The sequence below is a fragment of the Vibrio profundi genome, assembly GCF_043642225.1.
Taxonomy (GTDB): Bacteria; Pseudomonadota; Gammaproteobacteria; order Enterobacterales; family Vibrionaceae; genus Vibrio; species Vibrio profundi_A.
In genome coordinates this window covers 390,395-416,686 of record NZ_JBHZSF010000002.1, presented here as the reverse complement: position 1 = coordinate 416,686, position 26,292 = coordinate 390,395, and the positions used below count along the sequence as shown (strand labels likewise).

The following is a 26,292-nucleotide window of genomic DNA, read 5'->3' as shown; positions in this document are numbered from 1 at the left end:
AACGATGAAGCTTGTTTTGATCTCAATTTGGTTTCAAGCGCTTTGGTTCATCGCGGTGTTAGGGCGAAAAGATGAGCAGGCTCTATTGTTACTTCTTATTGGACTCACTATCGCTCTGAGCTTCAAAGTAAGTAAATGGCCAATGTCAAAAATGCTCGTTTTAGTGGGCATTGGCATTTGTGTTGACCAACTTAATATTGTTTTCAATGTGTTGAACTTTGGAGGCGCTACGGTTATTCCCGTTTGGTTAGTTGGGTTGTGGCTAGCTTTTCAATGGTATGCGGTTTATCTAATGCCTGTTGTAAAAAGGCTTTCTATGTTTGCCGTCATGGCCATTTGTGCGGTGGGTGGTAGCGCGAGCTATTTTGCTGGAATGAAGTTTGGTGCGGTTGAATGGCCCTTAGATACGGCGGTCACGTTAGCGATATTGGGCTGCGAATGGGCGTTGCTTAGTTTAATCATAGTAAAGGTGCACGGTTATGGATTGCAAAGAACTGAAAAGACGGTGCACTAGCTTTACTGTACTCGTCGCTACGCTTTACTTTTCTATGGTTAGTGAAGCTGTTAGGGCATCAGGCAGTGAGAGTACAAATTGGAAAGAGTGGCCGACTGTTGGGCAAGCACAGCTATCATGGTTTGTGTTTGATGTATATGAATCACGCTTACAAAGCCCGAGTGGCGGCTATGTGGTTTCGTCAGATATCACGCCCCATCCGGTAGCGCTTGAGATTCGCTATCAGAGGAACATTTCAAGTGATCAGCTGCTTGATGCAACAATAGAGCAGTGGCAAGCATTAGGTTATGACTCCACATCACAAAGACAATGGTTAGATGCACTGATTCCTATTTTCCCAAGTGTATCTAGTGGCGACAGGCTTATATACGTCACTGATGGTTTGTCGGGGGATTTTTATTTTAATAAGGATGACCAACAAAGCCATATAGGGAAAATTGACAATGAACAGCTCAACGATGCCTTTCTTGCGATTTGGCTATCGCCGAATACTGAGTACCCGAACCTTCGAAAACAGCTGATAGGGTTAGCAAAATGAAACAAGTAATTCGAATTTTAGCTCGAAAGATAGGGCTTGTTGTTTTGATGGTTTTGAGCGGTTGTAGCTCTGAACTGAGTGATTACAAAGAAACGACACCTAAGTTTGATTTGTTCCAGTTTTTTGAAGGGGAAACTAAAGCTTGGGGGATAATTCAAGATTATAGTGACCTGCAGACGCGTCGTTTTGAAGTGTCCATAGTCGGGACAGTAAAAGGAAATGAAATCAAACTTGTTGAGGACTTTAGGTTTGATGATGGTGAAGTATCTCAAAGAATTTGGAACATTAGCAAACAAGATGACGAAAGCTATGAAGGTCGAGCTGATGACATAATTGGTGTTGCGAAAGGGAAAGAAATGGGCAATGCACTGCATTGGAAATACGACTTCGAAATTCCTCGAGGAGATTCAACTATCGTCGTTACTCTGGATGATTGGCTGTATCGTCAGGATGAAACCAGAGCATTCAATCTAACGAAAATTAAAAAGTTTGGATTAGAAGTTGGGGCAATCACATTGTTTTTTGAAAAGCAGGTGCGATGATAACCAAGTACAAAAAAGGCTTCCAGATGGAAGCCTTTTTACTAGAAGCGTATTGCTTATAGCTTGTCAGTTAGCTCAATTGCTTGACCGATGTAGTTCGCAGGAGTCATCTCTTTAAGGCGCGCTTTTTCATCCGCAGGGATTTCAAGGCCATCAATGAATGCACGCATGCCTTCGCCATCTACACGCTTACCACGAGTCAGCTCTTTTAGCTTCTCGTATGGTTTTTCGATACCGTAACGGCGCATAACTGTTTGCACTGGCTCAGCTAGCACTTCCCAGTTTTGGTCTAGTTCTGCTAACAGAGCTTCACGGTTAACTTCTAGCTTGCTAATACCTTTTAGGGTCGAAGTGTATGCAATGATTGCGTAGCCAACACCAACACCTAGGTTACGAAGTACTGTTGAGTCCGTTAGGTCACGTTGCCAGCGAGAAACTGGTAGCTTCTGAGCTAGGTGACTAAATACAGCGTTAGCTAATCCAAGGTTGCCTTCAGAGTTTTCGAAGTCAATTGGGTTAACTTTGTGTGGCATTGTTGATGAACCGATCTCACCAGCAATTGTCTTCTGCTTAAAGTGACCAAGAGCGATGTAGCCCCAAACGTCACGGTCAAAGTCTAGAAGGATTGTGTTGAAACGAGCAACAGCGTCGAACAATTCAGCGATGTAATCGTGTGGTTCGATTTGAGTTGTATACGGGTTCCAAGTTACGCCAAGAGATTCTGTGATGAATTCTTCGCTGAATTGGTGCCAGTCTACTTCTGGGTAAGCTGAAAGGTGAGCGTTGTAGTTACCTACAGCACCATTGATTTTCGCTAGGATTTCAACGTTAGCGATTTGCTTGTATTGACGTTCCATACGGTACGCAACGTTAGCCATTTCTTTACCCATCGTTGATGGAGAAGCTGGCTGACCGTGTGTACGAGACAGAAGTGGGATATCGCGGTATTCAACAGCAAGCGCTTTGATAGCGTCGATGATGTTTTTGATTTCAGGAAGAATTACTTCGTCACGCGCTTCTTTAAGCATTAGTGAGTGTGAAGTGTTATTGATGTCTTCTGAAGTACATGCGAAGTGGATAAACTCGTTAACCGCGTCTAATTCAGCAACACCAGCAACTTTTTCTTTTAGGAAGTATTCAACCGCTTTAACGTCGTGGTTCGTTGTGCGTTCGATTTCTTTGATGCGAGCCGCGTCTTCTTCGCTGAAGTTTGCTGCGAGTTCATCTAGGAACTGGTTAGCTTCTGGACTGAACGCTGGTACTTCTTTGATTGCATCTGTTGCTGCAAGCTTTTGTAACCAACGAATTTCAACGATAGAGCGGTACTTTAGTAGGCCAAACTCACTAAAGATGCTGCGTAATGCAATTGTCTTACTTCCGTAACGGCCGTCTACTGGTGAAACAGCAGTCAATGCTGACAGTTCCATGGTGTTCTCCTGAATTGGGTTTCTAAATTTTGTGAGGTTTATACCAGTAACAATCTCAATTGTCACGCATATTGCGCAATCGTTTGCGTTAGAGTTGTGTTGGCAAAAAATAAGCTCGCGACATTTCGCGAGCTTACCATTAAATTCGAGCTAATAAGATTTGAGCCTGTTCAACCATCTTTTTGCGTCCAAAGATTAAGTGGCGGCGTTTTCCGCCCACTTGGCGCCAAAGCACCGCACTACGAATACCGGAAAGCAGTAGGGCGCGTACCTTATGTTGGTTAGATGTTTGTTGAAGTACAGACGGTGTACCTGATACTTGAATACGTGGACCGATAGGGCTAACAACGTCTAGATAGATGCTTGCTAAGTTACTGATCATTTGGTCATCAAGTAGATCAAAATGATCGGTTTGACGTTCAGCCATTTGAATACGGTCGCCTAGTTGAGACATCGCATCATTTCGGCCAGTAAGCTTACGCTCAAGAGCCATAAGGCTGATGATATATCGCGTAATGTCGCTGCCAGCAGGGGTGCTATCAATGCCCTTAACTAAGCATTCTAAACCTAACTTTAAGTTTGCTTCGCGGCCAAAAACACCGATCGTATTAACTGGATTGGTATTGATGATTGCATTCATTGAAGCTTCGAAAGCGTCTGAATCACAGTGACCGTCTTTTGCTACCTGTTGAACCAAAGCCACCGCTTGGCAAATTCCGGCAAAAGCAATAGTGCGGTCATAAAGTGTATTAGCCACGTAACAACTCCTAATTGAATCGGGTAAAGTGCAATATATTCGCTATTAAAATAACGTCAGCTTAAATTCGTTTTTCGATGATGCCGCCACCTAGACAGACTTCGTCTTGGTAGAAAACAGCGGATTGACCAGGGGTCACCGCGATTTGAGGCTCATCAAAGATAACCTTAATGTTCTCATCATCAATTGGGATGATTGTACAAGGAATATCAGTTTGACGGTAACGAGTTTTTACCGTGCACTTCATAACTTCAGTGATTGGTTGACGATTTACCCAGTGAAGTTGAGCGGCAATCAAACCTTCAGATTTTAGAAGAGGGTGATCTTTCCCTTGTACGGCAATTAGCACGTTACGTTTAAGATCTTTTTCACCAACAAACCAAGGCTCTTCGTTACCGCCACCACCTTTGGTGCCTCCAATGTGAAGGCCTTTACGTTGACCTAGCGTGTGATACATCAAACCGTTATGTTGACCAATCACTTTACCTTCCGGTGTTTCGATGTCACCTGGTTGTGCAGGTAGATATTTACCGAGGAATTCAGTGAACTTACGCTCGCCAATGAAGCAAATACCAGTTGAGTCTTTCTTCTTCGCAGTGATGAGGTCTTGCTCTTCAGCGATTCGACGAACTTCAGGCTTCTCTAGTTCACCGACTGGGAACAGGCTGCGCGCAACTTGTTCTGAGCTAAGTGTATATAGGAAGTAGCTTTGGTCTTTATTGCTGTCTAATCCACGCAGCATTTCAGGCTTAATACCTGCGTCTAGTTCTTCTTGAGTTGGGAAAGTACGTCGAACGTAGTGGCCCATCGCAATGTAATCGGCATCTAGCACTTCATCTGCGAATTCTAGGAATGCTTTGAACTTAATTTCTTTGTTACAAAGAATATCTGGGTTCGGCGTACGACCTGCTTTGTATTCAGCTAGGAAGTATTCGAATACATTATCCCAGTATTCTGCGGCAAAATTGATGGTATGTAGGTGGATACCTAACTTGTCACAAACGGCTTGAGCATCCGCCAGATCTTCAGCCGCAGTACAGTACTCTTCGTTATCATCTTCTTCCCAGTTTTTCATGAAAAGGCCTTCTACCTGATAGCCTTGTTGCTGCAGAAGATACGCTGATACTGACGAATCTACACCGCCGGACATTCCGACAATTACTTTCTTTTGGCTGTTATCTGACATGTCTAAACACCGTTAATATTACTTGGTCGCAGATTCTAACAGAAAGAGAAACAACGTGACAGATCCGAGACGGGAATCACAGTTTCATTTGCACACTTAGTATGCTGGTTCTTAAGAGAATCTAATAGAGGCGAGGTGAGTCGCTAGGATGTCAGACTTATATGTGGCATAGTCGCTCAAAATCCAAGACTAGAGATAAAAAATGTCTATACAAAATGAATTTATGCAAGAAGAGCAGTTGATTGAAATTATCGAGAATCAACTGGAAGATGGCCAACCAATTAAAGTCAAAGAAACACTCATGCGCCTGATGATGACGGGGACTCCCCGTGATGAAGCCATTCAAGCGATGGCGTGCGCTGTGGCGGTCGAGGTTTTCGATGTGATGAAAAATGGTGCTGAATTTAATTTAAAACGTTATTCAGAGCATCTAGATATGCTTCCTGATCTAAGCTTCATGGAAGGCGAATAAAAAAAACACCTAGCAAACGTTTGCTATAATTTGAAATATTGCCGCGTTAAAAATGGCGCGGTAGAATCCGCCTCCCATTCTCTCCTTTACTTAGACTGACTATATGAAATTTCCTGGACAACGCAAATCTAAGCATTACTTTCCAGTTCACGCTCGTGATCCACTTGTAAGCCAAGCACATGAAAGTAAGAAAATGTCGCGCACTCATATTATTGGTATTGACCAAACATTGGTAGATATTGAGGCGAAGGTAAGTTCAGAACTAATTGAAAAATATAACTTAAGTAAAGGCCATTCATTAGTTATTGATGACGAGACTGCCGAGGCTTTATACCAAGAGCTGAAATCAAACGAATTGATCACTAACGAATATGCTGGCGGGACGATCGGTAATACTCTGCATAATTACTCTGTATTGGCAGATGACCGTTCGACGTTATTAGGTGTCATGAGTCAAGATATTAAAATCGGTAGCTATGGTTATCGTTACCTTTGTAATACTTCAAGCCGAATGGATTTGAACCATTTACAAGGTGTCGATGGGGCTATCGGTCGTTGCTTTGCACTTATTACCGAAGATGGTGAGCGTACATTTGCGATTAGTGAAGGGCAAATGAACCAACTTAATCCAGAGAGCATTCCAGAAAAGATATTTAAGAATGCTTCTGCTTTAGTTTTGACGGCTTATTTAGTGCGTTGTAAAGCAGGCGACCCAATGCCTGAAGCAACAATGAAAGCGATCGAATACGCTAAAAAGCATGATGTGCCAGTGGTATTAACACTAGGGACTAAATTCGTAATTCAAGACGACCCTGAATTTTGGAAAGAATTTTTAGAGCAGCACGTCAGTGTTGTTGCAATGAATGAAGATGAAGCCGAGGCATTAACTGGAGAAAGTGATCCTCTAGCAGCATCTGATAAAACACTGGATTGGGTGGACTTAGTTCTATGTACGGCGGGGCCGGTAGGTTTATTTATGGCGGGTTATACAGAAGAAGAAGCCAAGCGCGAAACTTCTTTGCCGTTACTACCTGGTTCTATTGCTGAATTTAACCGATTTGAATTCAGCCGGCCAGCATCACGTGAGTTGTGTGTTAACCCAATTAAAGTTTACTCGCATATCGCACCATATATGGGTGGCCCAGAAAAGATCAAGAATACGAATGGTGCTGGTGATGCTGCATTATCTGCATTGCTTCATGATATGGCTGCAAATAAATACCATAAAGAAAACGTGCCGAACTCTAGTAAACATCAACACCCATATTTAACTTACTCTTCATTTTCGCAAGTATGTAAGTATTCAAACCGTGCAAGTTATGAAGTGTTAGTTCAGCACTCTCCACGCTTGTCTCGTGGTTTACCTGAACGTGAAGACAGTTTAGAAGAAGCTTACTGGGAAAGATAAGCTATAAAAGGATAAACATCCTATTCTGAACCAATAAAAAAGGCTCCTCTTAATAGGAGCCTTTTTCGTTGTCATTGATTAATTAGATTTCGAAATCTTCTAAAGATTTACCCGCATCTAATTGTTCTTGAATTGCTGAAGGTGTACGACCTTGGCCTGTCCAAGTTTTTTCATCGCCGTTACCATCTACGTATTTGTATTTAGCTGGGCGAGGAGCGCGTTTTTTCTTTGTTGTAGCTTTAGCTTCACCAGAAAGTGCAGCAATTAAGTCTTCAACATCGATGCCGTCTTTAGCAATCATTTGTGCGTATTCAGCAAGCTTAGCTTCACGAGCTTCTCTTTCTGCGCGATCTGCTGCTTCTGTTTCTTGACGTTCTTGAACAACAGTCGTTAGTTTATCTAGTGCTTCTTCTAACTGCTCAAGTGTTAGCTCACGTGAAAATGCGCGTAGGCTGCGAATATTTAATAGAGTTTTTGTTAATTCAGACATGGCTTTTCCCATCAAGATAATAAATTAATCCACATAATAATAAACAGTACCCTAGAATAAAACAAATGATATTTACTAATAATAATATTAACGAACGTTATTTGGGTGGGTTAAGTTAATTAATTCACAAAATATTTGGACTTTATATAACGGGTGCAAATATGTATCACTTCTAAATGTTTATACTTCCAATGTAAATGTTCATATTATTTTTTATGAGCTCGATGGAATAACTGATGTAACTTTCGATGCAACTTGTAGCATTTTAGAGAAACTTAAAGTGAGAAAATTTGGAATGTTATGTTGCATTGGGTTGAATCATGAGTACAATTGCGGCTACCTGATGCGATGTGTAGGTTAAATTGTTGTTAAAGTCGGTTTCCAGCAGTGAAAAATACGTTATCGCCGTAGAGGTGCAAGTACAAAAAGTAGCTATTATTGGGGTGATGCCAATGAATAATAGTGGAAGGTGTAATTGCCGAAGTAAATTGTATATCTAAGCAATTTGCTGGGGTTGTACTCAATAGGTACAACACTGCCATAGTCTTATTTTTAAACTATGGAGCGCTACTGTGGGGTTGGGTGAAGTGTTCACTTCCCTTTCGCTTAGTTCAACATGAATTTGAGTATCCTCAAATTTGTCTACAGTAGATCTCTAGCCAAATAAAAAACTGGTTTTTGAAGATCATGAATTTAATAGATTTTGCTACATCTCCTTTGTCTTTGCTGCCACCTATTGTGGCTTTGAGCCTTGCTATTATCACTCGCCGAGTATTGGTTTCTCTGGGTGTCGGTATTGTTATGGGGGCGATCCTGCTTGCTGATTATTCAGTAGGGAACGCGCTAGGTTACGTTGGAACAAAAGTTTCAGGGGTATTCATCGAAGATGGTGGTATCAACACTTGGAACATGAGCATCGTAGGCTTCTTATTACTATTGGGTATGATGACAGCGCTACTCACATTATCGGGTGGTACTCGTGCTTTTGCCGAATGGGCTCAGTCTCGCGTAAAAAGTAAACGCGGTTCAAAATTGTTAGCAGCATTCCTAGGTGTATTTATTTTTGTCGATGACTATTTTAATAGTCTTGCTGTTGGCGCTATTTCTCGCCCGGTAACTGATCGCTTTTACGTATCTCGCGCTAAGTTAGCGTACATTCTTGATTCAACTGCTGCTCCAATGTGTGTGATCATGCCAGCGTCTAGCTGGGGTGCTTACATCATGACAATCATTGGTGGCATTCTCGTAACGCACGGAATGACTGAGTATTCAGCGTTAGGTGCTTATATTCGTCTTATTCCTATGAACTTCTACGCTGTATTTGCACTACTAATGGTGTTTGCAGTGGCATGGTTCGGCCTAGACGTTGGCAAGATGCGTCAACATGAAATTGAAGCTTCACAAGGTCGTGGTTTTGACAGTGATTCAGACCAAAGTGAAGCAAGAGACTTAAATGAAGAACTAGATATCGAAGAGAGCAAAAACGGTTCTGTTTCAGACCTAGTGATGCCGATTGTTTCTCTTATCGTAGCGACTGTTGCAGCGATGCTGTATACAGGCGGTGCTGCATTGGCTGCAGATGGCCAAGCATTTAACCTTCTTGGTGCCTTTGAAAATACTGATGTAGGTAAGTCTCTTATTTACGGTGGCGTTTTAGGTTTATTAGTTGCTCTAGGTACTGTTCTAAAACAGAAATTATCTATTACCGAGATTACAAGAACGATGTGGATTGGCGCTCGTTCTATGTTTGGTGCGATTTTAATATTAGTCTTTGCATGGACAATTGGTTCAGTTATCGGTGACATGAAAACGGGTACTTACTTATCTTCGTTAGCGACTGGCAATATTGATTACCATTGGTTACCAGTTATCCTATTCTTGCTTGCAGGTGTGATGGCATTCTCAACAGGCACATCTTGGGGTACTTTTGGTATTATGTTACCAATCGCAGGTGACATGGCCGGTGCTACGGATTTAGCGTTAATGCTTCCAATGTTGAGTGCGGTATTAGCTGGCTCTGTATTTGGTGATCACTGCTCTCCAATTTCAGACACAACGATCTTGTCTTCAACAGGTGCTCGCTGTAATCACATTGATCACGTGGCAACGCAATTGCCTTATGCGATTTCTGTCGCTGTGGTTTCTTGTGTTGGCTTTATCGTGTTAGGTATGACTTCATCAGTAGCAATTTCTTTTGCTGCAGCAAGTGCAACGTTTGTTGCTGTGTGTTTTGCGCTAGCGTATTTGTCTCGCTGTAAAATGGCAAAATACCAGAACGCTTAATGTGAGTGATTGAATTGTAAACAAGGAGGCTTCGGCCTCCTTTTTTCGTATTTAGCGGAATTTTAAAATAAGTAAAAAAACTTCAAATTAATAGTTGAAAAAGAAAGTCAGCTTAGTTAGTGTGGAGTTAAGACAGCAAACAACCTAAGAGCTGATAAGTATGCGTAATTTAGTAATGAACATTCATCACCATCATCACCCTATCTAGTCTTTCGGGGAGATTTACGTATACCCGGGAGCAGGAAAACTCCCGGAGGTTAAGTCAAAGAATTTAGATTTAAACCCTCGGGAGAGAAAGTCTCACCGAGGGTTTTTTAGTTTTAGCAGTAATAAAATATTTAATAAATTCAATAATTTGCACAGGGATACAGCAATGCAGACACAACGCCTAAGAATCGCAATCCAAAAGAAAGGTCGCTTAAGTAAAGAGTGCCAAGAGTTACTAAAAAAGTGTGGTGTTAAATTTAACATCATGGGGGAGCGTCTAGTTGTACATTCACTAAATATGCCAATCGACTTATTGTTAGTTCGTGATGATGACATCCCAGGTCTCATCATGGATGGTGTGGTTGACCTTGGTTTTATCGGTGAAAATGAGCTTGAAGAAGTTCGTCTAGATCGCCTTGCTCTTAAAGAGCCTGCAGAGTTCCAAACACTACGTCGTCTAGATTTCGGTGGTTGCCGCCTTTCTATCGCAATCAACAAAGATGAAGTATACAACGGCCCACAAGATCTCGCGGGCAAACGTATTGCGACAACTTACCCACAACTACTAAAAGCCTACATGGATGAGCAGGGTGTTGAATTCAGCACTTGTATGCTAACAGGTTCGGTTGAAGTTGCCCCTCGCGCAGGTCTAGCTGACGCAATTGCGGACTTGGTTTCTACCGGTGCAACGCTAGAAGCAAACGGCCTAAAAGAAGCGGAAGTGATTTTCCAATCTAAAGCGACCTTGATTCAACGTACTGGTGAATTCGACGCAGACAAAACAGCATTGATTGAAAAACTACTGACTCGTATGCAGGGTGTTCAACAAGCGAAAGAGTCGAAGTACATCATGCTACACGCACCAACGTCTCAGCTTGAGCAAATCAAAGCACTACTGCCTGGTGCTGAAGATCCAACAGTACTGCCACTTTCAACAGACAAAGATAAAGTTGCCGTTCACCTCGTAAGTACCGAGAACTTGTTCTGGGAAACGATGGAACAGCTGAAAGAGTTAGGTGCAAGCTCGATTCTAGTACTACCAATCGAAAAAATGATGGGGTAATGACGATGAGAACCGTTGTTTGGCAATCTTTAAGTGAATCACAGCAAGACTCGGTATTAGAGCGTCCCGCTATTACTGAAGGTGCAAACATCACAGCGATAGTTTCTGATGTTATTGCAAAAGTACGAAATGAGGGCGATGCAGCGCTTAAAAAACTGACTGAGAAGTTTGACCGTGTTACTCCAAAATCAATTCGAGTAAGTGCGGACGAGATTGAAGAAGCAAGCGCTCGTCTAACCCCAGAAATGAAGCAGGCGTTAGAACAAGCTTACAGCAATATTGCTAAGTTCCACGAAGCTCAGAAACCTCAGCCAATTAAGGTTGAGACGCAACCAGGTGTTGTGTGTGAGCAAGTGACACGTGCGATTAACACGGTTGGTCTGTACATCCCGGGTGGCAGTGCGCCGCTTCCGTCAACGGTTCTTATGTTAGGTGTTCCCGCTCAAATCGCAGGTTGTCGCAAGGTTGTACTTTGTTCGCCTCCACCAATTGCTGACGAAATTTTGTATGTCGCTAAGCTTTGTAAGATCGACGAGGTTTACAACGTTGGTGGTGGTCAAGCGGTTGCTGCGATGGCTTACGGTACGGCAAGTGTTGCTAAAGTCGATAAGATTTTCGGCCCAGGTAATGCTTTTGTGACTGAAGCAAAACGCCAAGTAAGCAATGACTTCCGCGGCGCAGCGATTGATATGCCAGCAGGCCCATCAGAAGTGCTCGTGATTGCTGATGAAACAGCAGACGCAGACTTCATTGCTGCTGATTTGTTGAGCCAAGCTGAGCACGGTCCTGATTCTCAAGTGGTGTTGGTAACGCCATCTCCATTGATTGCGGATCAAGTAACCGAAGCCGTTCAAAAACAATTGAAAGAGCTCTCTCGCGCGAGTATTGCTCAGCAAGCGTTGGCATCAAGCCTGATCATCATTGCTGAATCCATCACTCAAGCGATTGCGATTTCGAACTTCTACGGTCCTGAACACTTGATCGTTCAAACCAAGAACCCACGTGAATTGCTGCCATTGCTAGATAATGCAGGCTCTATCTTCCTTGGCGATTGGTCTCCAGAATCGGCAGGTGACTATGCCTCTGGTACTAACCACGTATTGCCGACTTACGGTTACACCAAGACATACTCTAGCCTTGGTTTAGCTGATTTCTCAAAACGTATGACAGTGCAAGAACTGAGCGCCGATGGCCTAAAAGGCTTAGCACCAACAGTTGTTACTATGGCGGAAGCCGAAGGCTTGGATGCACACAAACGCGCTGTGACTATCCGAGTTGAAAAGTTAAACCAAGCTAAATAAGGGCAGGGCATGGAAAAGTTAGCAAGAAAACAAGTTCAGGCTCTCACTCCTTACTTGTCTGCGAGACGCATTGGCGGCACAGGTGACGTATGGCTAAATGCCAACGAATCTCCGTTTGATAACGAGTACAACTTAAATCTGTCTCGTCTTAATCGTTACAGTGAGTGTCAGCCTAAAGAGTTGATTGATGCTTACGCGCAATATGCAGGTGTGAAATCAGAGCAAACTCTGACGACACGAGGCGCTGATGAAGGTATCGAACTACTGATTCGTGCTTTTTGTGAGCCGAATGAAGACGCTATCCTTTACTGCCCACCAACCTACGGTATGTACGCAATCAGTGCAGAAACCATCGGTGTTGAGCGTAAAGTTGTACCTCTAACCGCAGAGTGGCAACTTGATCTTCCTGCGATTGAAGCTCAACTCGACAACGTGAAAGTGGTGTTTGTTTGTAGCCCAAATAACCCGACTGGTAATTTGGTTGAACGTAAGGACATCATCAAGTTACTTGAAATGACTCAAGACAAAGCGATTGTTGTGATGGATGAAGCGTACATCGATTTTTGTCCAGAAGCATCAACCGTTGATTTGCTTGAGCAATATCCAAACCTAGCGATTCTGCGCACCTTGTCGAAGGCCTTTGCTTTAGCGGGTTTACGTTGTGGTTTTACGCTAGCGAATAAAGAGCTTATCGATGTACTGTTGAAAGTGATTGCGCCTTATCCAGTGCCAATCCCTGTTGCTGACATTGCGGTTCAAGCACTTTCAGAACAAGGACTAGCGCGAGCTAAGTTCCAGGTTCTGGATTTAAGTGCTAACCGAGCTTATTTGCAAGCGGGTCTATTAGGCATGCCTCAAGTGACGGTATTTGATGGTTGGGGTAACTACTTACTGGTTAAATTCCCGAACGGCGATGAGTTATTTAAAGCGGCTTGGGACACAGGCATCATCTTGCGCAATTCACCAATTGAAGACTGTGTTCGCATTAGTATTGGTAACCGCGAAGAGTGCGAAAAGACACTTGGATTCATTCGTAACTTCTATCAGTAACGAAAGGCTTACCAGTAATAACATTTGCAAGTTTTGAGTTGATTCATCACAAGCTGGCAAGTGAAACCAATATTTTGGGTTAGCGTTTGATTTTAGCTAGGCCACCAGATTTAAAATTAAAAGGAAGTTCAAGTGAGTAAACAACAGAAAATACTTTTTATAGACCGTGACGGCACCTTAATTGTTGAGCCGCCAGTTGACTTTCAAGTAGACCGTTTAGACAAGCTAAAATTCGAACCGCTAGTGATTCCTAGCCTGCTTACATTGCAAGATGCGGGCTATCGCTTAGTGATGGTCACTAACCAAGATGGCCTAGGTACCGATAGCTACCCACAAGAAGATTTCGATGCGCCACACAACATGATGATGGAGTTCTTCGAATCTCAAGGCGTTAAGTTTGACGACGTGCTTATTTGCCCTCACTTTGACGAGGACAACTGCTCTTGCCGTAAGCCAAAACTGGGTATGGTTAAAGAGTATCTACAAGGCGGTAAAGTCGACTTCCAACACTCTGTTGTGATTGGCGACCGAATGACGGATCTTCAACTTGCAGAGAACATGGCTATCCGTGGTATTCAATACGGGCCGGATGCGGAAACCGCAGGCACACTTAACTGGCCACAAATCGTAAAAGATCTGACGGTTAATGCACGTGTTGCTGAAGTGGTTCGCACGACCAAAGAAACGGATATCAAGGTTGCAGTAAACCTTGATGAAACCGGTGGCAACAAGATCGATACCGGCATGGGCTTCTTCGACCACATGCTTGACCAAATCGCGACACACGGTGGTTTCCAAATGAACCTGACTGTGAAGGGCGACCTTCACATCGATGATCACCACACAGTAGAAGATACAGCACTTGCGTTAGGCCAAGCTCTGAAAGATGCGTTAGGTGACAAACGTGGTATTGGCCGTTTTGGTTTTAGCCTGCCAATGGATGAGTGTTTGGCTCAGTGTGCGCTAGACCTTTCTGGTCGTCCATACCTGAAGTTCGATGCTAAATTCAGCCGTGAACAAGTGGGTGATCTTTCAACAGAGATGGTGGTTCACTTCTTCCGTTCTCTAACAGACACTCTTGCTTGTACGCTACACCTTTCTTCTGCTGGCAATAATGATCACCACATCATTGAGAGCCTGTTCAAAGCGTTTGGCCGTACTCTTCGCCAAGCAATCAAAGTTGAAGGTAATGAGTTACCAAGCAGCAAAGGCGTCCTGTAAGGCTAACGTTAGCAAGGAAAAAACAATGAAAGATCAAAAAGTCGTCATCATTGATACTGGGTGTGCCAACGTTTCTTCGGTTAAATTTGCCATTGAACGTTTGGGTTACGCAGTTGAAATTTCAAAAGAACCTGAAGTTGTTCTTGCTGCCGATAAGCTATTCCTACCCGGTGTTGGTACAGCAAGTGAGGCAATGAAGAACCTGCAAGAGCGCGACCTTGTCTCTCTTGTGAAGAAAGTAGAGAAGCCTCTGCTTGGTATTTGTTTAGGTATGCAACTGTTAGGCAAATTATCTCAAGAGAAAGGTCAAAAGGCTGACGAGTTAGTTGAATGCTTAGGTTTGTGTGATGGTGAAGTGCGTTTACTCGAAACGGGCGATTTGCCATTACCACACATGGGTTGGAACACAGTAACTGCGACACCTAATCACCCTCTATTTAAAGACATTGAGGAAGGCGAATACTTCTACTTCGTTCACAGCTTCGCAATGCCTGTGGGCGACTACACAATCGCACAATGTGATTACGGTAATCCGTTCACTGCGGCGGTTCAAAGTGGCAATTATTATGGCGTTCAGTTCCACCCAGAGCGATCTTCGAAAGCTGGCTCTAAGCTGATTCAGAACTTCTTGGAATTGTAATAAGGATTAGGCAACGGCTAACGTTGCCATATAAGGAATGTAAATGATTATTCCCGCGTTAGATTTAATTGAAGGCCAAGTAGTTCGCTTATTCCAAGGAGACTACGGGCAAGTAACAGAATACAAAGTAGACCCTGCAGAGCAGTTTAATCTGTATCACCAAGCTGGCGCTGGTTGGCTGCACCTTGTTGACTTAACGGGTGCAAAAGACACAACGGCTCGTCAGTTAGACTTGATTGCTAAGCTACTTGCTAGCACGCCGGCGAACATCCAGATTGGTGGTGGTGTGCGTAACGAGCAAGATGTCGTTGATCTACTGGAAGCTGGCGCACAGCGCGTTGTGGTTGGTTCTACAGCAGTTAAGCAGCCTGAGTTGGTTAAAGGTTGGATGGAAAAGTACGGCGCTGAAAAAATCGTGCTGGCTCTAGACATCAACATTGACGAAAGCGGCACACGTAAAGTGGCGATTTCAGGTTGGCAAGAAGATTCAGGCGTGACTATTGAAGCGTTAATTGAAGATTACCTAACAGTTGGTCTTAAACACGTTCTATGTACTGATATCTCACGCGATGGCACGCTAGAAGGATCAAACGTAGAGCTTTATGTTGATCTTTGTAAGCAGTACCCACAAGTGCAATTCCAATCATCGGGCGGCATTGGCAGCCTAGCTGACATCGAAGCGCTTAAAGGCAGCGGTGTTGCTGGTGTGATTGTGGGTCGCGCGCTACTTGATGGCAAGTTTACCGCAGAGGAGGCATTTGCATGTTGGCAAAGCGAATAATCCCTTGTTTGGATGTCCGTGATGGACAAGTGGTTAAGGGCGTTCAGTTCCGTAATCACGAAATTATTGGCGACATCGTACCGCTAGCGCAGCGCTACGCAGAAGAGGGCGCTGATGAATTAGTTTTTTACGATATTACAGCATCAAGTGATGGTCGTGTTGTCGATAAAAGCTGGGTAAAGCGTGTTGCAGAAGTGATTGATATTCCTTTCTGTGTGGCTGGTGGTATTAAATCAGCTGAAGATGCAGCGCGTATTCTCGAGTTTGGTGCCGATAAAGTATCGATTAACTCGCCCGCCCTGGCCAACCCACAACTGATCACAGACCTTGCTGATAAATTCGGCGTGCAATGTATCGTTGTTGGTATCGATTCCTACTTCGATAAAGAAACGGGTAAGTACCAAGTTTATCAATTCACGGGTGATGAAGCGCGTACCAAAGCGACCAAATGGGAAACCAAAGATTGGGTGCAGGAAGTTCAGAAGCGTGGCGCAGGTGAGATTGTGTTGAACATGATGAACCAAGATGGTGTGCGCAACGGTTATGATCTCGAGCAGTTAAACATGGTGCGCGAAGTATGTAATGTACCTTTGATTGCGTCAGGCGGTGCAGGTGCGATGGAGCACTTTGCTGAAGCTTATAAAAAGACCAATGTGGATGGGGCGCTCGCGGCTTCAGTATTCCACAAACAAGTCATCAATATTGGTGAACTTAAACAGTACTTAAAACAACAAGATATCGAGGTGCGACTATGAGTTTTTCAATCGCTGAAGTAGGCGCACTATCAGAGCGTATTGATTGGGAAAAAGTGGGTGGTTTAGTCCCCGCTATTGTACAAGATTACCAATCTAGCCAAGTGTTAATGATGGGGTACATGAACCCAGCAGCTCTTGAGAAAACGGGTGAAACAGGCCAAGTAACGTTCTTCTCTCGAACTAAAGAGCGCCTTTGGACCAAAGGTGAAACGTCGGGTAACGTGTTACAACTTCAGAACATTGCTCTTGATTGTGACAATGATACTTTGCTTATTAAGGTGAACCCTATTGGGCCAACATGTCACACAGGCACTACAACCTGTTGGGATGGAGACAAGCAAGAAGAGTCTCAGATGGTGTGGCTTCATCAACTTGAGCAGTTACTGGCTGCCCGCAAGGACGCAGACCCTGAGTCTTCTTATACTGCCAGTCTATATGCCCGTGGCACCAAGCGTATTTCGCAAAAAGTGGGCGAAGAAGGCGTTGAAGTCGCGCTTGCGGCGACGTCGGGCGATAAGGCGGAACTAGTGTGTGAATCAGCTGACTTGATTTATCACTTATTAGTACTGCTTCAAGACCAAGGATTGTCGATGGACGATGTGATCAATAAGCTTAAAGAACGACACAAATAGTTCTCTTATCTGATAAAACAAAGGCTTCCGAATGGAAGCCTTTGTTTTATCTAATCATTGTGATGGGGGGATTAACCGCAGCACTTTTTGTATTTCTTGCCACTACCACAAATACAGGGGTCATTGCGGCCAATCTTAAAGCTTTCAACTGTTTGATTTAAGCGTGGGTCTATTTCGGTTTCTGGTTGGCTTTGCTCTGGGAACTCGCCTTCGATGTAATACCAAAGCCCATTTTCACGTATAAACCGTGAGCGTTCTTGCATGCAGTATTGTTGTTCGCCTTCACTAATGTACGCTTTAAACTCGACAAAGCCCTCGTTCTCGTGTGAACCTGGGGCAGTGTCGATGACTTCTAGGCCTGTCCAATCACTTTTGATGGACTCGACAATACCTTCACGTTGTTCTTCGGCATTACAGCTTGGGTGATACGTCGATATCACGTAGTCGACCAACTGTAATGGGTGAGCACTGTAACGAGAGCGCATGAGCTGTTCGGGCGTTTTCACTTGGCTATGATCGTTGTGTGCGATTTCACAGCATTGTGAGTAGCTTTGTTTACTTCCACAAGGGCATAAAGGCATCGATGTTGTTCCTAATAAAAATGGCCTCTAATGAGGCCAGTTGTCAGAAAGTATAACGAAATACTTAAGCTCGGGATAGAAGGTCTTGAGCCCAAGCAGTTGCTTGATCATAGGCTTGACCGAGTTGCTCTTCGGAAAGTTTGAGCCTTTGTCGAATAATTCCTGCCTGTTCCCAGTTTGCTTGTTCATAAGCGATGACCATAGCAAGCACGTCGCCTAGTGTACCTTCCTTTTTCAGAAGGGCGATTTTAATTTCCTCATCGATCGGGATGGAATTGACGACCTGCTCTAATGGTTGATCTAGCAGTGAATCTAACAGCGAGAACATCCCAGTAAGAAATGCATGTCCTGCGTCACTGTTTGAACTCATTTCTTCAATAAGCAACTCACATTGCCTTGCTCGAAGAACAGCTAAGCCATAAAGCGAATCTGGCTTATCTTCTTTAGCGGAAGCAATCGCGACGAGTGAAACAAATTTTCTTAGTTTTTGTTCGCCAAGGTAAACCATCGCTTGGCGGAAAGAGCGAATCTTAGTAGAGGTTTCACATGATGAGTTTACGTACGTCAATAGCTTATAAGAAAGCGTTACATCCAACGTAATAAGTCGTTCCACTTCTTTAAAGTCGATCGGGTCGTGAGAAATCTCTTTACACAGCTGGATGATTGTCAAAAAGGCCGGGTTAAGAGCACGACGTTGGATCATTTCAGGTTTACTGAAAAAGTAACCCTGAAAGTAGCTGAAACCTGCGTCGTTGGCTTGTTGGTATTCTTCGTAGGTCTCAACTTTCTCTGCTAAAAACTCAATGTCTAGCCCTTTAAGGGTCGACATAAACATTGATGCCTTGGCAATCGGCACCAATCGAATATCAAACTTGATGATAGAAACATAAGGTAAAAAGCGTTTCCAGGCTTTACTTGGAACAAAGTCGTCCAATGCAATGGTATATCCATCGGCGTGTAAAGTTTGAATAGCTTGAAGCAATTCATCTGTTGGTTCGCAATCTTCTAAAATCTCAACAACCAAACTATCTTTTGGAAATAATGTTGGGACAAGATTGATAAGACTTGCATACGGAAAGTTCACAAATCCAAGTTTGTTACCTAAGGTATTGTAGTGTGTAGACAAGAAGTGATCAGAAAGCAGGCGGCTTGTGGCAAGCTCAGGCTCTACTTCTGGAAATGTATTCTTTGGTCCATCCCTAAATAACAATTCGTAACCGATCGTTTTTTTATTTCTGTTTAATATAGGCTGACGAGCGACGTATGAATATTTCAACTTTGTATCGTGTTCGGTTTAAATATAATGTCTTGATGATAGCCACTTTCAAAGAAAATACTATATCAGGAAGAGGAATTTCTGATCGAGACTCATTAACGAGCCAAAACTTAGTCAATCTGCCTATTATTTATTGCTAAATGGCCGATTTTGTAGATCAAAGTTTTCAGGGGTGACAACAAGTACTGAGCCCTGTTGGTACCAGTCTCCAAGGACAATTCGAGTGCACTGCAATTGGTTGCTTTTGAAGGTGTGAACAGCCGGTCTGTGGGTATGCCCATGAATCATAAGATCCACTCCTGAAACTTGCAGAACGCGCTCTACTTCGTGTTGTGTTACATCCATGATATCTAACGTTTTTGTTTGCTTGTCATCTTTGATATCGGATTGAACTTTCGAGACAATTTTCTTTTTGATAAAGAATGGAATTCTATTGAAAACCCATTGTAGCCAAGGTAGGTGTACTTTTTCGCGAAAGGCTAGGTACTTAACATCATCGGTGCACAAGGTGTCGCCATGAAGTACTACGGCTTTCTTTCCGTAGATATCAATAGTGGACACTTCATCAAGAAGAGTTAGGCCTGTTTGCTTGGCAAATTTTTTACCCACGAGAAAATCTCGGTTTCCTTGCGTAAAGAAACAGGGAACCCCTGACGCCGTAAGGTCTTGGAACGTCTTTCGAATAGAAGTGGCAAAGTCAGATGTATCATCATCACCAATCCAAAACTCGAATAAGTCACCTAATACATAGAGTGCATCAGCGTTAATGGCTTCTGTTGTCATAAACTCAAGAAAGCATTGTGTGATGTCAGGTCGGGAAGGGCTGAGATGTAAGTCAGAAATAAAATAGGTTTTCATACAGTTAAAGCATTTCTCAAAGGTCTAAAAAAGGGGAGCAAGTGCCCCCCATCTATTTCTAAGCGATTGGATTACGCTTCGATACTAGTACCAGTGATGATCACTTCTTCTAGAGGTACGTCTTGGTGCATACCCATAGAGCCAGTGCTTACACCTTTAATCTTGTTTACGATGTCCATGCCTTCAACAACTTCTGCGAATACACAGTAACCCCAACCGTCTAGGCTTTCGCTGCGGAAGTCTAGGAATGTGTTGTCGTTTACGTTGATGAAGAACTGAGAGCTTGCAGAATGTGGTTCCATTGTACGAGCCATTGCTAGCGTACCCACTTTGTTGCTTAAGCCGTTATTTGCTTCGTTTTTGATTGTAGCGCGAGTTGCTTTCTCTTTAAGGCCAGAAGTCATGCCGCCGCCTTGAATCATGAAACCATCGATAACACGGTGGAATAGTGTGTTGTCGTAGAAACCGTCACGGCAATACTCTAGGAAGTTTGCGCTTGTTTCTGGTGCTTTTTCTTCGTTTAGTTGAACTTTGATGTCACCAAAATTTGTGTGAAGGATGATCATGATTGTTACCTTACTGTCTTTTTTAATATGAAGTTCGAATTCTAGCGCATGTTGAGTGACTTTCAAATCATCAAATTACTCAGTTACCACGCCACTTTCAGGGAATTACTGAGAATGGGTATTACCTAATAACCAATGAGTTGATATACTGCCCCCTTATTTTGGTACATACACAATATAGATAGAGATCATGTTGAAGATATATAACACACTCACAAGACAGAAAGAGGAATTCAAACCAATTACAGCCGGAAAAATCGGCATGTATGTCTGTGGGGTAACCATTTACGATCTCTGTCACATCGGTCATGGCCGAACGTTCGTTTCATTTGACGTAGTTTCACGTTACTTGCGTTACTTAGGCTATGACTTGACGTTTGTACGCAATATCACAGATATCGATGACAAGATCATCAAACGAGCGAATGAAAATGGTGAGTCGTGCGACTCTTTGACTGAGCGTTTGATTGGTGAAATGCACGCCGATTTTGATGCGCTAAATATGAAGCGTCCAGATGTTGAGCCGCGAGCTACGGAGTTCATCCCAGAAATTATTGCTCTAGTTGAAAAACTGATTGAGCGCGGTTTCGCTTACGTGGCGAGCAATGGCGACGTGATGTTTGAAGTGAAGAAGTTTGACGAATACGGCAAGCTTTCTAAGCAGGACCTTGATCAGCTTCAAGCTGGTGCTCGCGTTGATGTAGAGTCTGCTAAGCGTAGCCCATTAGATTTCGTATTATGGAAGATGTCTAAGCCGGGTGAGCCGACTTGGGAATCGCCATGGGGCGCAGGCCGTCCGGGTTGGCACATTGAATGTTCAGCGATGAATTCTTCGATCTTAGGCAACCATTTTGATATCCACGGTGGCGGTTCTGATCTTCAATTCCCACACCACGAGAACGAAATTGCTCAATCTTGCTGTGCTCATGGCACTCAGTATGTAAATACTTGGATGCACAGTGGCATGGTAATGGTTGATAAAGAGAAGATGTCTAAGTCGTTAGGTAACTTCTTTACAATTCGTGACGTGCTAGAGCACTACGATTCTGAAACGGTTCGTTACTTCCTTATGTCTGGCCACTACCGTAGCCAGCTTAACTACAGCGAAGAAAACTTAAACCAAGCTCGTGCTTCACTCGAGCGTTTATACACATCTCTACGTGGTTTGGACTTAAACGCAACGCCTGCTGGTGGCGAGGAATACGTAACGCGTTTCTCTACAGCAATGAATGATGACTTCAATACACCTGAAGCCTATTCAGTCTTGTTCGAAATGGCGCGTGATATTAACCGTATCAAAGGTGAAAGCATTGAGAAAGCAAGTGGTCTAGGTGCTCTTATGCGTGAGCTTGCTGATGTGATTGGTATTCTTCATCAAGATCCTGAAGCCTTCCTAAAAGGGGACGCAGCAGGTAATGATGATGAAGTTGCTGAAATTGAAGCGCTGATTAAACTGCGTAACGATTCTCGTGCATCAAAAGACTGGGCAAATGCGGATCTTGCTCGCGATAAGCTAAATGAGCTTGGCATTGTCCTAGAAGATGGCCCTGAAGGCACGACTTGGCGTCGTAAGTAATAAAAAGAAAGGGCTGATTCTCAGCCCTTTTTTCTAATCTCATTCTTATAAAATACAGGAATATTTCTGTGGCTCAGATGTATTTTTATTACTCTGCAATGAACGCGGGTAAATCAACAACTCTTCTTCAATCTTCATTTAATTACCAAGAACGTGGAATGACCCCGGTCATTTTTACTGCTGCGTTAGATGATCGTTATGGTATTGGTAAAGTGAGCTCTCGAATTGGTTTGCAGTCAGAAGCTCAGTTGTTCAAGAATGACACGAACCTTTTTGAAGCCATTCAAGAGCTAAATGAAACTCAAAAACACCACTGTGTGTTAATTGATGAGTGTCAGTTCCTTTCTAAGGAGCAGGTCTACCAGCTTACCGAAGTCGTCGATAAACTGAACATCCCAGTATTGTGTTACGGCCTAAGAACGGATTTCTTGGGGGAGTTGTTTGAAGGCAGTAAGTATTTACTTTCTTGGGCTGACAAATTGGTTGAGCTGAAAACAATTTGTCACTGTGGTCGTAAAGCTAATATGGTTATTCGTACTGACGAACACGGTGTAGCGATTGCTGAAGGCGATCAAGTTGCGATTGGTGGGAACGATAAATACGTATCAGTTTGTCGATTACACTACAAAGAAGCTCTTGGTAAATAATGTAAAAAAGCGATGGTTATGACCATCGCTTTTTTGTCTCAGTTAGAACAAGTTTATTTAGAAGTTTAGTTTCTTGATCGCTTCATAAGAGTCATATACTTCCTGCGGAATCGGCATTTCGATTTGAAAGCCTTTTTCTGGGTAATCTCGCACTCTTTCAAAATCAGCAACAAGTGCTGAAATCACCATATTGAGTGGCAGATCTTCGCTGTAATAGTCGACCCAGTTTTTCCAGTCTGATGTGACAACGACATTAGAATACTCTCCCGGCCACTGCTGTTTAAATGTGGCGTAAGTTCGCTTCTCCATGAAAGGTTTCTGAACCAGAATAAAAGAACTAGGGGAAAGGTTTTTCTGCGTCAGTTCTTCAAAAGTAAATCGGACGTTTTCCCCAGTATTTGTGGCTTTATTTTCCAAGATGATTCGATCTTTTGGCACCCCACATTCCACAGCTATGGCTGCAAATGTCTCTGCCTCAGTTTTGTCAAATAAGCCACCAGTAAACCGACCTTCACCGCCAGAGAAAATAACGCACGGAGCAAGCCCTTTATGATAAAGAGAGGCCGCGTACTCTGCGACTCTTAAGTCATTGCTACAAAGAACGAAAATACAGTCCGATGGCTCTAGAGCATGATCCATTCCCATGAAGTTCCACAGGGTATCGATATGACGAAAAAGCGGTTTATTCATGAAGAGTCTCTAGCGTCGATTGATAATGAAATTGATACCCAAGAGCTTGAATTTTGTCTGGCATGATTTCTTTATCAGGTGTAGAGACCACTTTAGGCAAAGGAGAATCACTACCTACGCTTACTAAGGCAGCTTGATAGTACTCTGCTTTACTCACCGTTTTTGGTGTGGTGGCATTCAATATACAGCTCTGAGTTTGAGTAAGAGTAAATGCAACGGCTCCCACAGCGTCTTTTAAATGCAGCATGTTAGCCGGGGCGGAAGAGCTGACCTGTTTGAGCTTGCTGACAAACCTAGAAGGATGACGATTCGATCCTACTAATCCACTGCAGCGGACGATGTTGTATTGAAGCCCTGACTGGATGACGAATTCTTCGGCTTGCAGCATGATCTTAGCGTTGTCTGAAAAGCTGGTTTCCTTTTCCGAGAGCTCGAGGCTTGCATCGTGTTCGTACATTTTTTTAGCTAGGTTTGGGTAAACCGTGCTTGAACTTACCATGACTATCTGAGAAACCTGGGCGAGATTAGCGCTCTGAACGACTTGCTCCCAATACTGCGCATATTCATCCCCTGCGCCTTTACGAAAACCTGGAGGGAAACAGCCAATGATGGTATCTGCGTGCTTCTCTCTTAGTAATTCAGTGAGTTGGTTTATTGATGTTTCAGGGTGTTGGATGTTGAACTGAAATGTATGACTAGGGATGTTTTCCTGGACTAAAGCTTGAGATCCTTCATCGGTGGTTTTCGTTGCACAAACTGAATGTTTAAGATTGATTAGATGTTTTGCTAGCGGTTGACCAAGCCAACCTGCGCCAATAATGACAATAGATTTCACGAGACCTCTCTGTATACCTGATAGACGTTGACCTGACTTGGAGAAAATAAAAAACTCCACTCTAGGAGTGGAGTTTATCAAATTTGGTGATGATTACTTAAGGACTCGGAGAAGCTTGTCTGCTCGTTCGGCAATTTCTATGCCCTCGTCAGTTAGGTACCCACCGTCTGGAAGCGTACATAGACCTTTTTCATATAAGCGAGCCACGGCTTGCTGCATTTCTTGTGAGGCATCTTGATGAACTTTGATCCCCGTTGCGGCGCTACTGATATCAAATTGGAGAAGAAGATTTAAATCTGCAATGTGCTGTTCGCTGTATTTCATAGTATGCCTATTTCTTGATTTCATTGTCTTCACCATAGTGCTCTACGGTACTTCTCGCAATAGACAATAAAGAGAAATGTTATGTGGAACTAAAATGTCGATTTTATAGACGACCGCTCAAAAAATGAGGTTTTTATTGGTTGATTTCTATGCGTTTAGTTTGGTTGGCGTGTTAATTTAGAGAAGGGTGTAATATAGTCGTAATCAATAGTTGATTAATTCGCATCTAGCATATGGATGCAATGTAAAAAGGATAATTAATGACAACCAGTAAAGTTGCATTAGTCGTTGCAATGCTAGTCGGTGTAGCAGGATGCCAAAGTACTTCAGCACCTTCGAATACCAGTTCAGCGACAAACAAGGATGTGAGTTCTCAAGAAGAACTACGAACGTTTGATTCAATTGAAAATGTCCACCAAAAGTGGTCAACCAAATTGCTTGAAGTGAGTGCATTAGAAATCTATGCGCCAGAAAACTACGGCGAGTTGGTTGATGCGTGGGGAGACGCAGAAGAAATCTTTGCGGATATGGTAGCCAAGCCGGAAGTGATTAATGAAAGTTATTCTATCTTCTCTAGCCAAAGCTATGCTCAAGCATTTGATGAGCGGATTGCGTTAGTTGAACATAATTACAACGCAATCACAGAGCTTAAGAAAAAGGCGGATTCAGTACTCGCTGTTTCTATTGATCAAATGGCTTACCTAGATGAGCTCGAAGCAAGTACGCTGTTCTCATCTAATTACAAAAGGCTTTACGCTCAATACAGAGGTTTATTTAACCTTGTCTTACTGAATGAATTAGAAAGTGTTCAAGAAGAGCAAGTGAGCTTCTTAAATAAAGCAAGAGTGCTAGAAGTTAAAGTGGTTGATCGTACCTTTGTTGATCCACTAAAAGCGCAAATGAAGCTACTGATTAAAGAAGGTTTCGATGACGTTGTCCCGCTAACTTTGGCTCGCGCCCAATCTCAAATTGAAGTAACGGCTAACCGTATTGAAGTGAATCCTCGCGCACTTGAGGTTATCAAAGAATCAGTTGCTGAAGCGGAATTTGAATTAGATCATGCGCGCAGTGTCGCTCAAGAAGTGAAGCTTATTGCCAGTGTTGAAGATGAGCAGTTTGAGCAAGTCGTTTTAAACATGGAAAATAAGCTACTTTCTATTTCTCGTGCTTTGAATGGAGAAGATTACCGAAATCTAGCGTTGAGTAAGCAATCTGAAAACATCGTTGATAGCATTAATTCGATCAAGCTTGAAGATGAAACCGCAGTACTTAACGAAAAGCTGGCGCAGTTAACTAATCAACTTGCGGAACTAGAGAAGCAAAACCGTCAATATGAAAGCAAATTAGCGGATGCTCAAAAGGAAAGTGAATTACTGAATAGCCATGTAACGAGAAGTGATGCACATATTCAAAGTTTAGAAGCTTTGGTTTCAAGCCTGAAGGGTTTACCAAATAAATCTGTTTCGACTTCTCCTACGGAACAATCTAAGCCTTTGGACGAAAACTTATCAGACACTCCGTCAATCACGAATGAAGAAAAAAGTGACGAAAGCTAAAGAAAAGCTATCTAGCGTCACATAAAAAAGCGCCGAAAGGCGCTTTTTTAATGTTTCATGATCTAAATCAAATGATGCTTTTAGCGATAGGTTTGCCAACTATAGATATACTTATT

Annotated in this window: 28 protein-coding genes, 1 riboswitch and 1 other annotated feature; of the genes, 17 read left to right on the top strand and 11 right to left on the bottom strand. The window is 43.1% G+C overall.

Annotated elements, in window-relative coordinates; genetic code table 11:
• Nucleotides 1-4 precede the first annotated feature (4 nt).
• The 3 genes from ACHUFI_RS05390 to ACHUFI_RS05380 are packed head-to-tail and all read left to right on the top strand — an operon-like array spanning nucleotide 5 to nucleotide 1,594.
• Nucleotides 5-514 carry a DUF2878 domain-containing protein gene (locus ACHUFI_RS05390; RefSeq protein WP_394247328.1) on the top strand — a complete coding sequence of 170 codons (510 nt, stop codon included), beginning with the start codon at nucleotides 5-7 and terminating at the stop codon, nucleotides 512-514.
• Nucleotides 480-1,052, top strand: coding sequence for a chalcone isomerase family protein (locus tag ACHUFI_RS05385; protein ID WP_394247327.1), 573 nt, complete (start codon nucleotides 480-482; stop codon nucleotides 1,050-1,052). The genes ACHUFI_RS05390 and ACHUFI_RS05385 overlap by 35 nt, the downstream gene beginning before the upstream one ends.
• Nucleotides 1,049-1,594, top strand: coding sequence for a DUF3833 domain-containing protein (locus ACHUFI_RS05380; protein WP_394247326.1), 546 nt, complete (start codon nucleotides 1,049-1,051; stop codon nucleotides 1,592-1,594). The genes ACHUFI_RS05385 and ACHUFI_RS05380 overlap by 4 nt, the downstream gene beginning before the upstream one ends.
• A gap of 56 nt (nucleotides 1,595-1,650) precedes the next feature.
• Here ACHUFI_RS05380 and purB read toward each other — a convergent pair whose 3' ends face one another.
• From purB to mnmA, 3 genes are all read right to left on the bottom strand, one after another.
• Nucleotides 1,651-3,021 carry an adenylosuccinate lyase gene (purB, locus tag ACHUFI_RS05375; RefSeq protein ID WP_394247325.1) on the bottom strand — a complete coding sequence of 457 codons (1,371 nt, stop codon included), beginning with the start codon at nucleotides 3,019-3,021 and terminating at the stop codon, nucleotides 1,651-1,653.
• Between the two features lie 139 nt (nucleotides 3,022-3,160).
• Nucleotides 3,161-3,778: a high frequency lysogenization protein HflD gene (gene hflD, locus ACHUFI_RS05370; RefSeq protein WP_394247324.1), complete on the bottom strand. Its 618-nt coding sequence runs from the start codon at nucleotides 3,776-3,778 to the stop codon at nucleotides 3,161-3,163.
• A 61-nt stretch (nucleotides 3,779-3,839) separates the two neighbouring features.
• The gene (mnmA, locus tag ACHUFI_RS05365; RefSeq protein ID WP_394247323.1) at nucleotides 3,840-4,964 is read right to left on the bottom strand and encodes a tRNA 2-thiouridine(34) synthase MnmA; all 1,125 of its coding nucleotides are present in this window, start codon (nucleotides 4,962-4,964) and stop codon (nucleotides 3,840-3,842) included.
• A gap of 202 nt (nucleotides 4,965-5,166) precedes the next feature.
• On the opposite strand from mnmA, the gene ACHUFI_RS05360 reads away from it, so the two are divergent.
• On the top strand, nucleotides 5,167-5,436 hold the full coding sequence (locus ACHUFI_RS05360) for a hypothetical protein (protein WP_394247322.1): 270 nt from the start codon (nucleotides 5,167-5,169) through the stop codon (nucleotides 5,434-5,436).
• Nucleotides 5,437-5,539: 103 nt separating this feature from the next.
• Nucleotides 5,540-6,844: an inosine/guanosine kinase gene (locus ACHUFI_RS05355; RefSeq protein WP_394247321.1), complete on the top strand. Its 1,305-nt coding sequence runs from the start codon at nucleotides 5,540-5,542 to the stop codon at nucleotides 6,842-6,844.
• 82 nt (nucleotides 6,845-6,926) lie between these two features.
• On the opposite strand, the gene ACHUFI_RS05350 is transcribed toward ACHUFI_RS05355, so the two are convergent.
• Nucleotides 6,927-7,334, bottom strand: a complete 408-nt coding sequence (locus ACHUFI_RS05350) for an H-NS family histone-like protein (protein WP_394247320.1) — start codon at nucleotides 7,332-7,334, stop codon at nucleotides 6,927-6,929.
• Nucleotides 7,335-7,734: 400 nt separating this feature from the next.
• Nucleotides 7,735-7,912, top strand: a riboswitch (Lysine riboswitch).
• Between the two features lie 109 nt (nucleotides 7,913-8,021).
• Here ACHUFI_RS05350 and ACHUFI_RS05345 point away from each other — a divergent pair.
• From ACHUFI_RS05345 to hisIE, 9 genes are all read left to right on the top strand, one after another.
• Nucleotides 8,022-9,617, top strand: a complete 1,596-nt coding sequence (locus ACHUFI_RS05345; RefSeq protein WP_394247319.1) for a Na+/H+ antiporter NhaC family protein — start codon at nucleotides 8,022-8,024, stop codon at nucleotides 9,615-9,617.
• A gap of 183 nt (nucleotides 9,618-9,800) precedes the next feature.
• Nucleotides 9,801-9,936, top strand: a sequence feature (His leader region).
• 54 nt (nucleotides 9,937-9,990) lie between these two features.
• Nucleotides 9,991-10,887 carry an ATP phosphoribosyltransferase gene (gene hisG, locus ACHUFI_RS05340; RefSeq protein WP_394247318.1) on the top strand — a complete coding sequence of 299 codons (897 nt, stop codon included), beginning with the start codon at nucleotides 9,991-9,993 and terminating at the stop codon, nucleotides 10,885-10,887.
• Nucleotides 10,887-12,188, top strand: a complete 1,302-nt coding sequence (gene hisD / locus ACHUFI_RS05335; RefSeq protein WP_394247317.1) for a histidinol dehydrogenase — start codon at nucleotides 10,887-10,889, stop codon at nucleotides 12,186-12,188. The genes hisG and hisD overlap by 1 nt, the downstream gene beginning before the upstream one ends.
• A 9-nt stretch (nucleotides 12,189-12,197) precedes the next feature.
• Nucleotides 12,198-13,238 carry a histidinol-phosphate transaminase gene (hisC, locus tag ACHUFI_RS05330; RefSeq protein WP_394247316.1) on the top strand — a complete coding sequence of 347 codons (1,041 nt, stop codon included), beginning with the start codon at nucleotides 12,198-12,200 and terminating at the stop codon, nucleotides 13,236-13,238.
• 132 nt (nucleotides 13,239-13,370) lie between these two features.
• A complete protein-coding gene (hisB, locus tag ACHUFI_RS05325) occupies nucleotides 13,371-14,459 on the top strand; it encodes a bifunctional histidinol-phosphatase/imidazoleglycerol-phosphate dehydratase HisB (RefSeq protein ID WP_394247315.1) in 1,089 nt (362 codons plus the stop codon).
• 25 nt (nucleotides 14,460-14,484) lie between these two features.
• A complete protein-coding gene (gene hisH, locus ACHUFI_RS05320) occupies nucleotides 14,485-15,099 on the top strand; it encodes an imidazole glycerol phosphate synthase subunit HisH (RefSeq protein ID WP_248396358.1) in 615 nt (204 codons plus the stop codon).
• A gap of 43 nt (nucleotides 15,100-15,142) precedes the next feature.
• Entirely contained in the window at nucleotides 15,143-15,880 is a 738-nt protein-coding gene (gene hisA, locus ACHUFI_RS05315) for a 1-(5-phosphoribosyl)-5-[(5-phosphoribosylamino)methylideneamino]imidazole-4-carboxamide isomerase (RefSeq protein ID WP_012604374.1), read from the top strand.
• Nucleotides 15,862-16,635, top strand: coding sequence for an imidazole glycerol phosphate synthase subunit HisF (gene hisF, locus ACHUFI_RS05310; RefSeq protein WP_394247314.1), 774 nt, complete (start codon nucleotides 15,862-15,864; stop codon nucleotides 16,633-16,635). Before hisA ends, hisF begins: the two co-directional genes overlap by 19 nt.
• The gene (gene hisIE / locus ACHUFI_RS05305; protein ID WP_394247313.1) at nucleotides 16,632-17,267 is read left to right on the top strand and encodes a bifunctional phosphoribosyl-AMP cyclohydrolase/phosphoribosyl-ATP diphosphatase HisIE; all 636 of its coding nucleotides are present in this window, start codon (nucleotides 16,632-16,634) and stop codon (nucleotides 17,265-17,267) included. The genes hisF and hisIE overlap by 4 nt, the downstream gene beginning before the upstream one ends.
• A 71-nt stretch (nucleotides 17,268-17,338) precedes the next feature.
• Here hisIE and ACHUFI_RS05300 read toward each other — a convergent pair whose 3' ends face one another.
• From ACHUFI_RS05300 to ACHUFI_RS05285, 4 genes are all read right to left on the bottom strand, one after another.
• Complete coding sequence (locus tag ACHUFI_RS05300; RefSeq protein ID WP_394247312.1) at nucleotides 17,339-17,848, bottom strand: YchJ family protein; 510 nt, start codon at nucleotides 17,846-17,848, stop codon at nucleotides 17,339-17,341.
• Nucleotides 17,849-17,912: 64 nt separating this feature from the next.
• Nucleotides 17,913-19,124, bottom strand: coding sequence for an EAL and HDOD domain-containing protein (locus ACHUFI_RS05295; RefSeq protein ID WP_394247311.1), 1,212 nt, complete (start codon nucleotides 19,122-19,124; stop codon nucleotides 17,913-17,915).
• 126 nt (nucleotides 19,125-19,250) lie between these two features.
• Entirely contained in the window at nucleotides 19,251-19,982 is a 732-nt protein-coding gene (lpxH, locus tag ACHUFI_RS05290) for a UDP-2,3-diacylglucosamine diphosphatase (protein WP_394247310.1), read from the bottom strand.
• Between the two features lie 71 nt (nucleotides 19,983-20,053).
• On the bottom strand, nucleotides 20,054-20,548 hold the full coding sequence (locus ACHUFI_RS05285; RefSeq protein WP_394247309.1) for a peptidylprolyl isomerase: 495 nt from the start codon (nucleotides 20,546-20,548) through the stop codon (nucleotides 20,054-20,056).
• Between the two features lie 190 nt (nucleotides 20,549-20,738).
• Here ACHUFI_RS05285 and cysS point away from each other — a divergent pair, with 190 nt between their 5' ends.
• Both cysS and ACHUFI_RS05275 read left to right on the top strand, forming a co-directional pair.
• Entirely contained in the window at nucleotides 20,739-22,124 is a 1,386-nt protein-coding gene (gene cysS / locus ACHUFI_RS05280) for a cysteine--tRNA ligase (protein ID WP_394247308.1), read from the top strand.
• Between the two features lie 68 nt (nucleotides 22,125-22,192).
• On the top strand, nucleotides 22,193-22,771 hold the full coding sequence (locus ACHUFI_RS05275) for a thymidine kinase (RefSeq protein ID WP_394247307.1): 579 nt from the start codon (nucleotides 22,193-22,195) through the stop codon (nucleotides 22,769-22,771).
• 57 nt (nucleotides 22,772-22,828) lie between these two features.
• Here the strand turns inward: ACHUFI_RS05275 and ACHUFI_RS05270 are convergent, their stop codons facing one another.
• The 3 genes from ACHUFI_RS05270 to ACHUFI_RS05260 all read right to left on the bottom strand — a co-directional run bounded on the left by ACHUFI_RS05270 (nucleotide 22,829) and on the right by ACHUFI_RS05260 (nucleotide 24,620).
• On the bottom strand, nucleotides 22,829-23,461 hold the full coding sequence (locus ACHUFI_RS05270) for a YdcF family protein (RefSeq protein ID WP_394247306.1): 633 nt from the start codon (nucleotides 23,459-23,461) through the stop codon (nucleotides 22,829-22,831).
• Nucleotides 23,454-24,296, bottom strand: a complete 843-nt coding sequence (locus ACHUFI_RS05265; protein WP_394247305.1) for an NAD-dependent epimerase/dehydratase family protein — start codon at nucleotides 24,294-24,296, stop codon at nucleotides 23,454-23,456. The genes ACHUFI_RS05270 and ACHUFI_RS05265 overlap by 8 nt, the downstream gene beginning before the upstream one ends.
• A gap of 93 nt (nucleotides 24,297-24,389) precedes the next feature.
• A complete protein-coding gene (locus tag ACHUFI_RS05260; RefSeq protein ID WP_394247539.1) occupies nucleotides 24,390-24,620 on the bottom strand; it encodes a TIGR02647 family protein in 231 nt (76 codons plus the stop codon).
• Nucleotides 24,621-24,880: 260 nt separating this feature from the next.
• Between ACHUFI_RS05260 and ACHUFI_RS05255 the strand changes: the two genes are divergently transcribed.
• Complete coding sequence (locus ACHUFI_RS05255; RefSeq protein WP_394247304.1) at nucleotides 24,881-26,176, top strand: ATPase; 1,296 nt, start codon at nucleotides 24,881-24,883, stop codon at nucleotides 26,174-26,176.
• Nucleotides 26,177-26,292 lie beyond the last annotated feature (116 nt).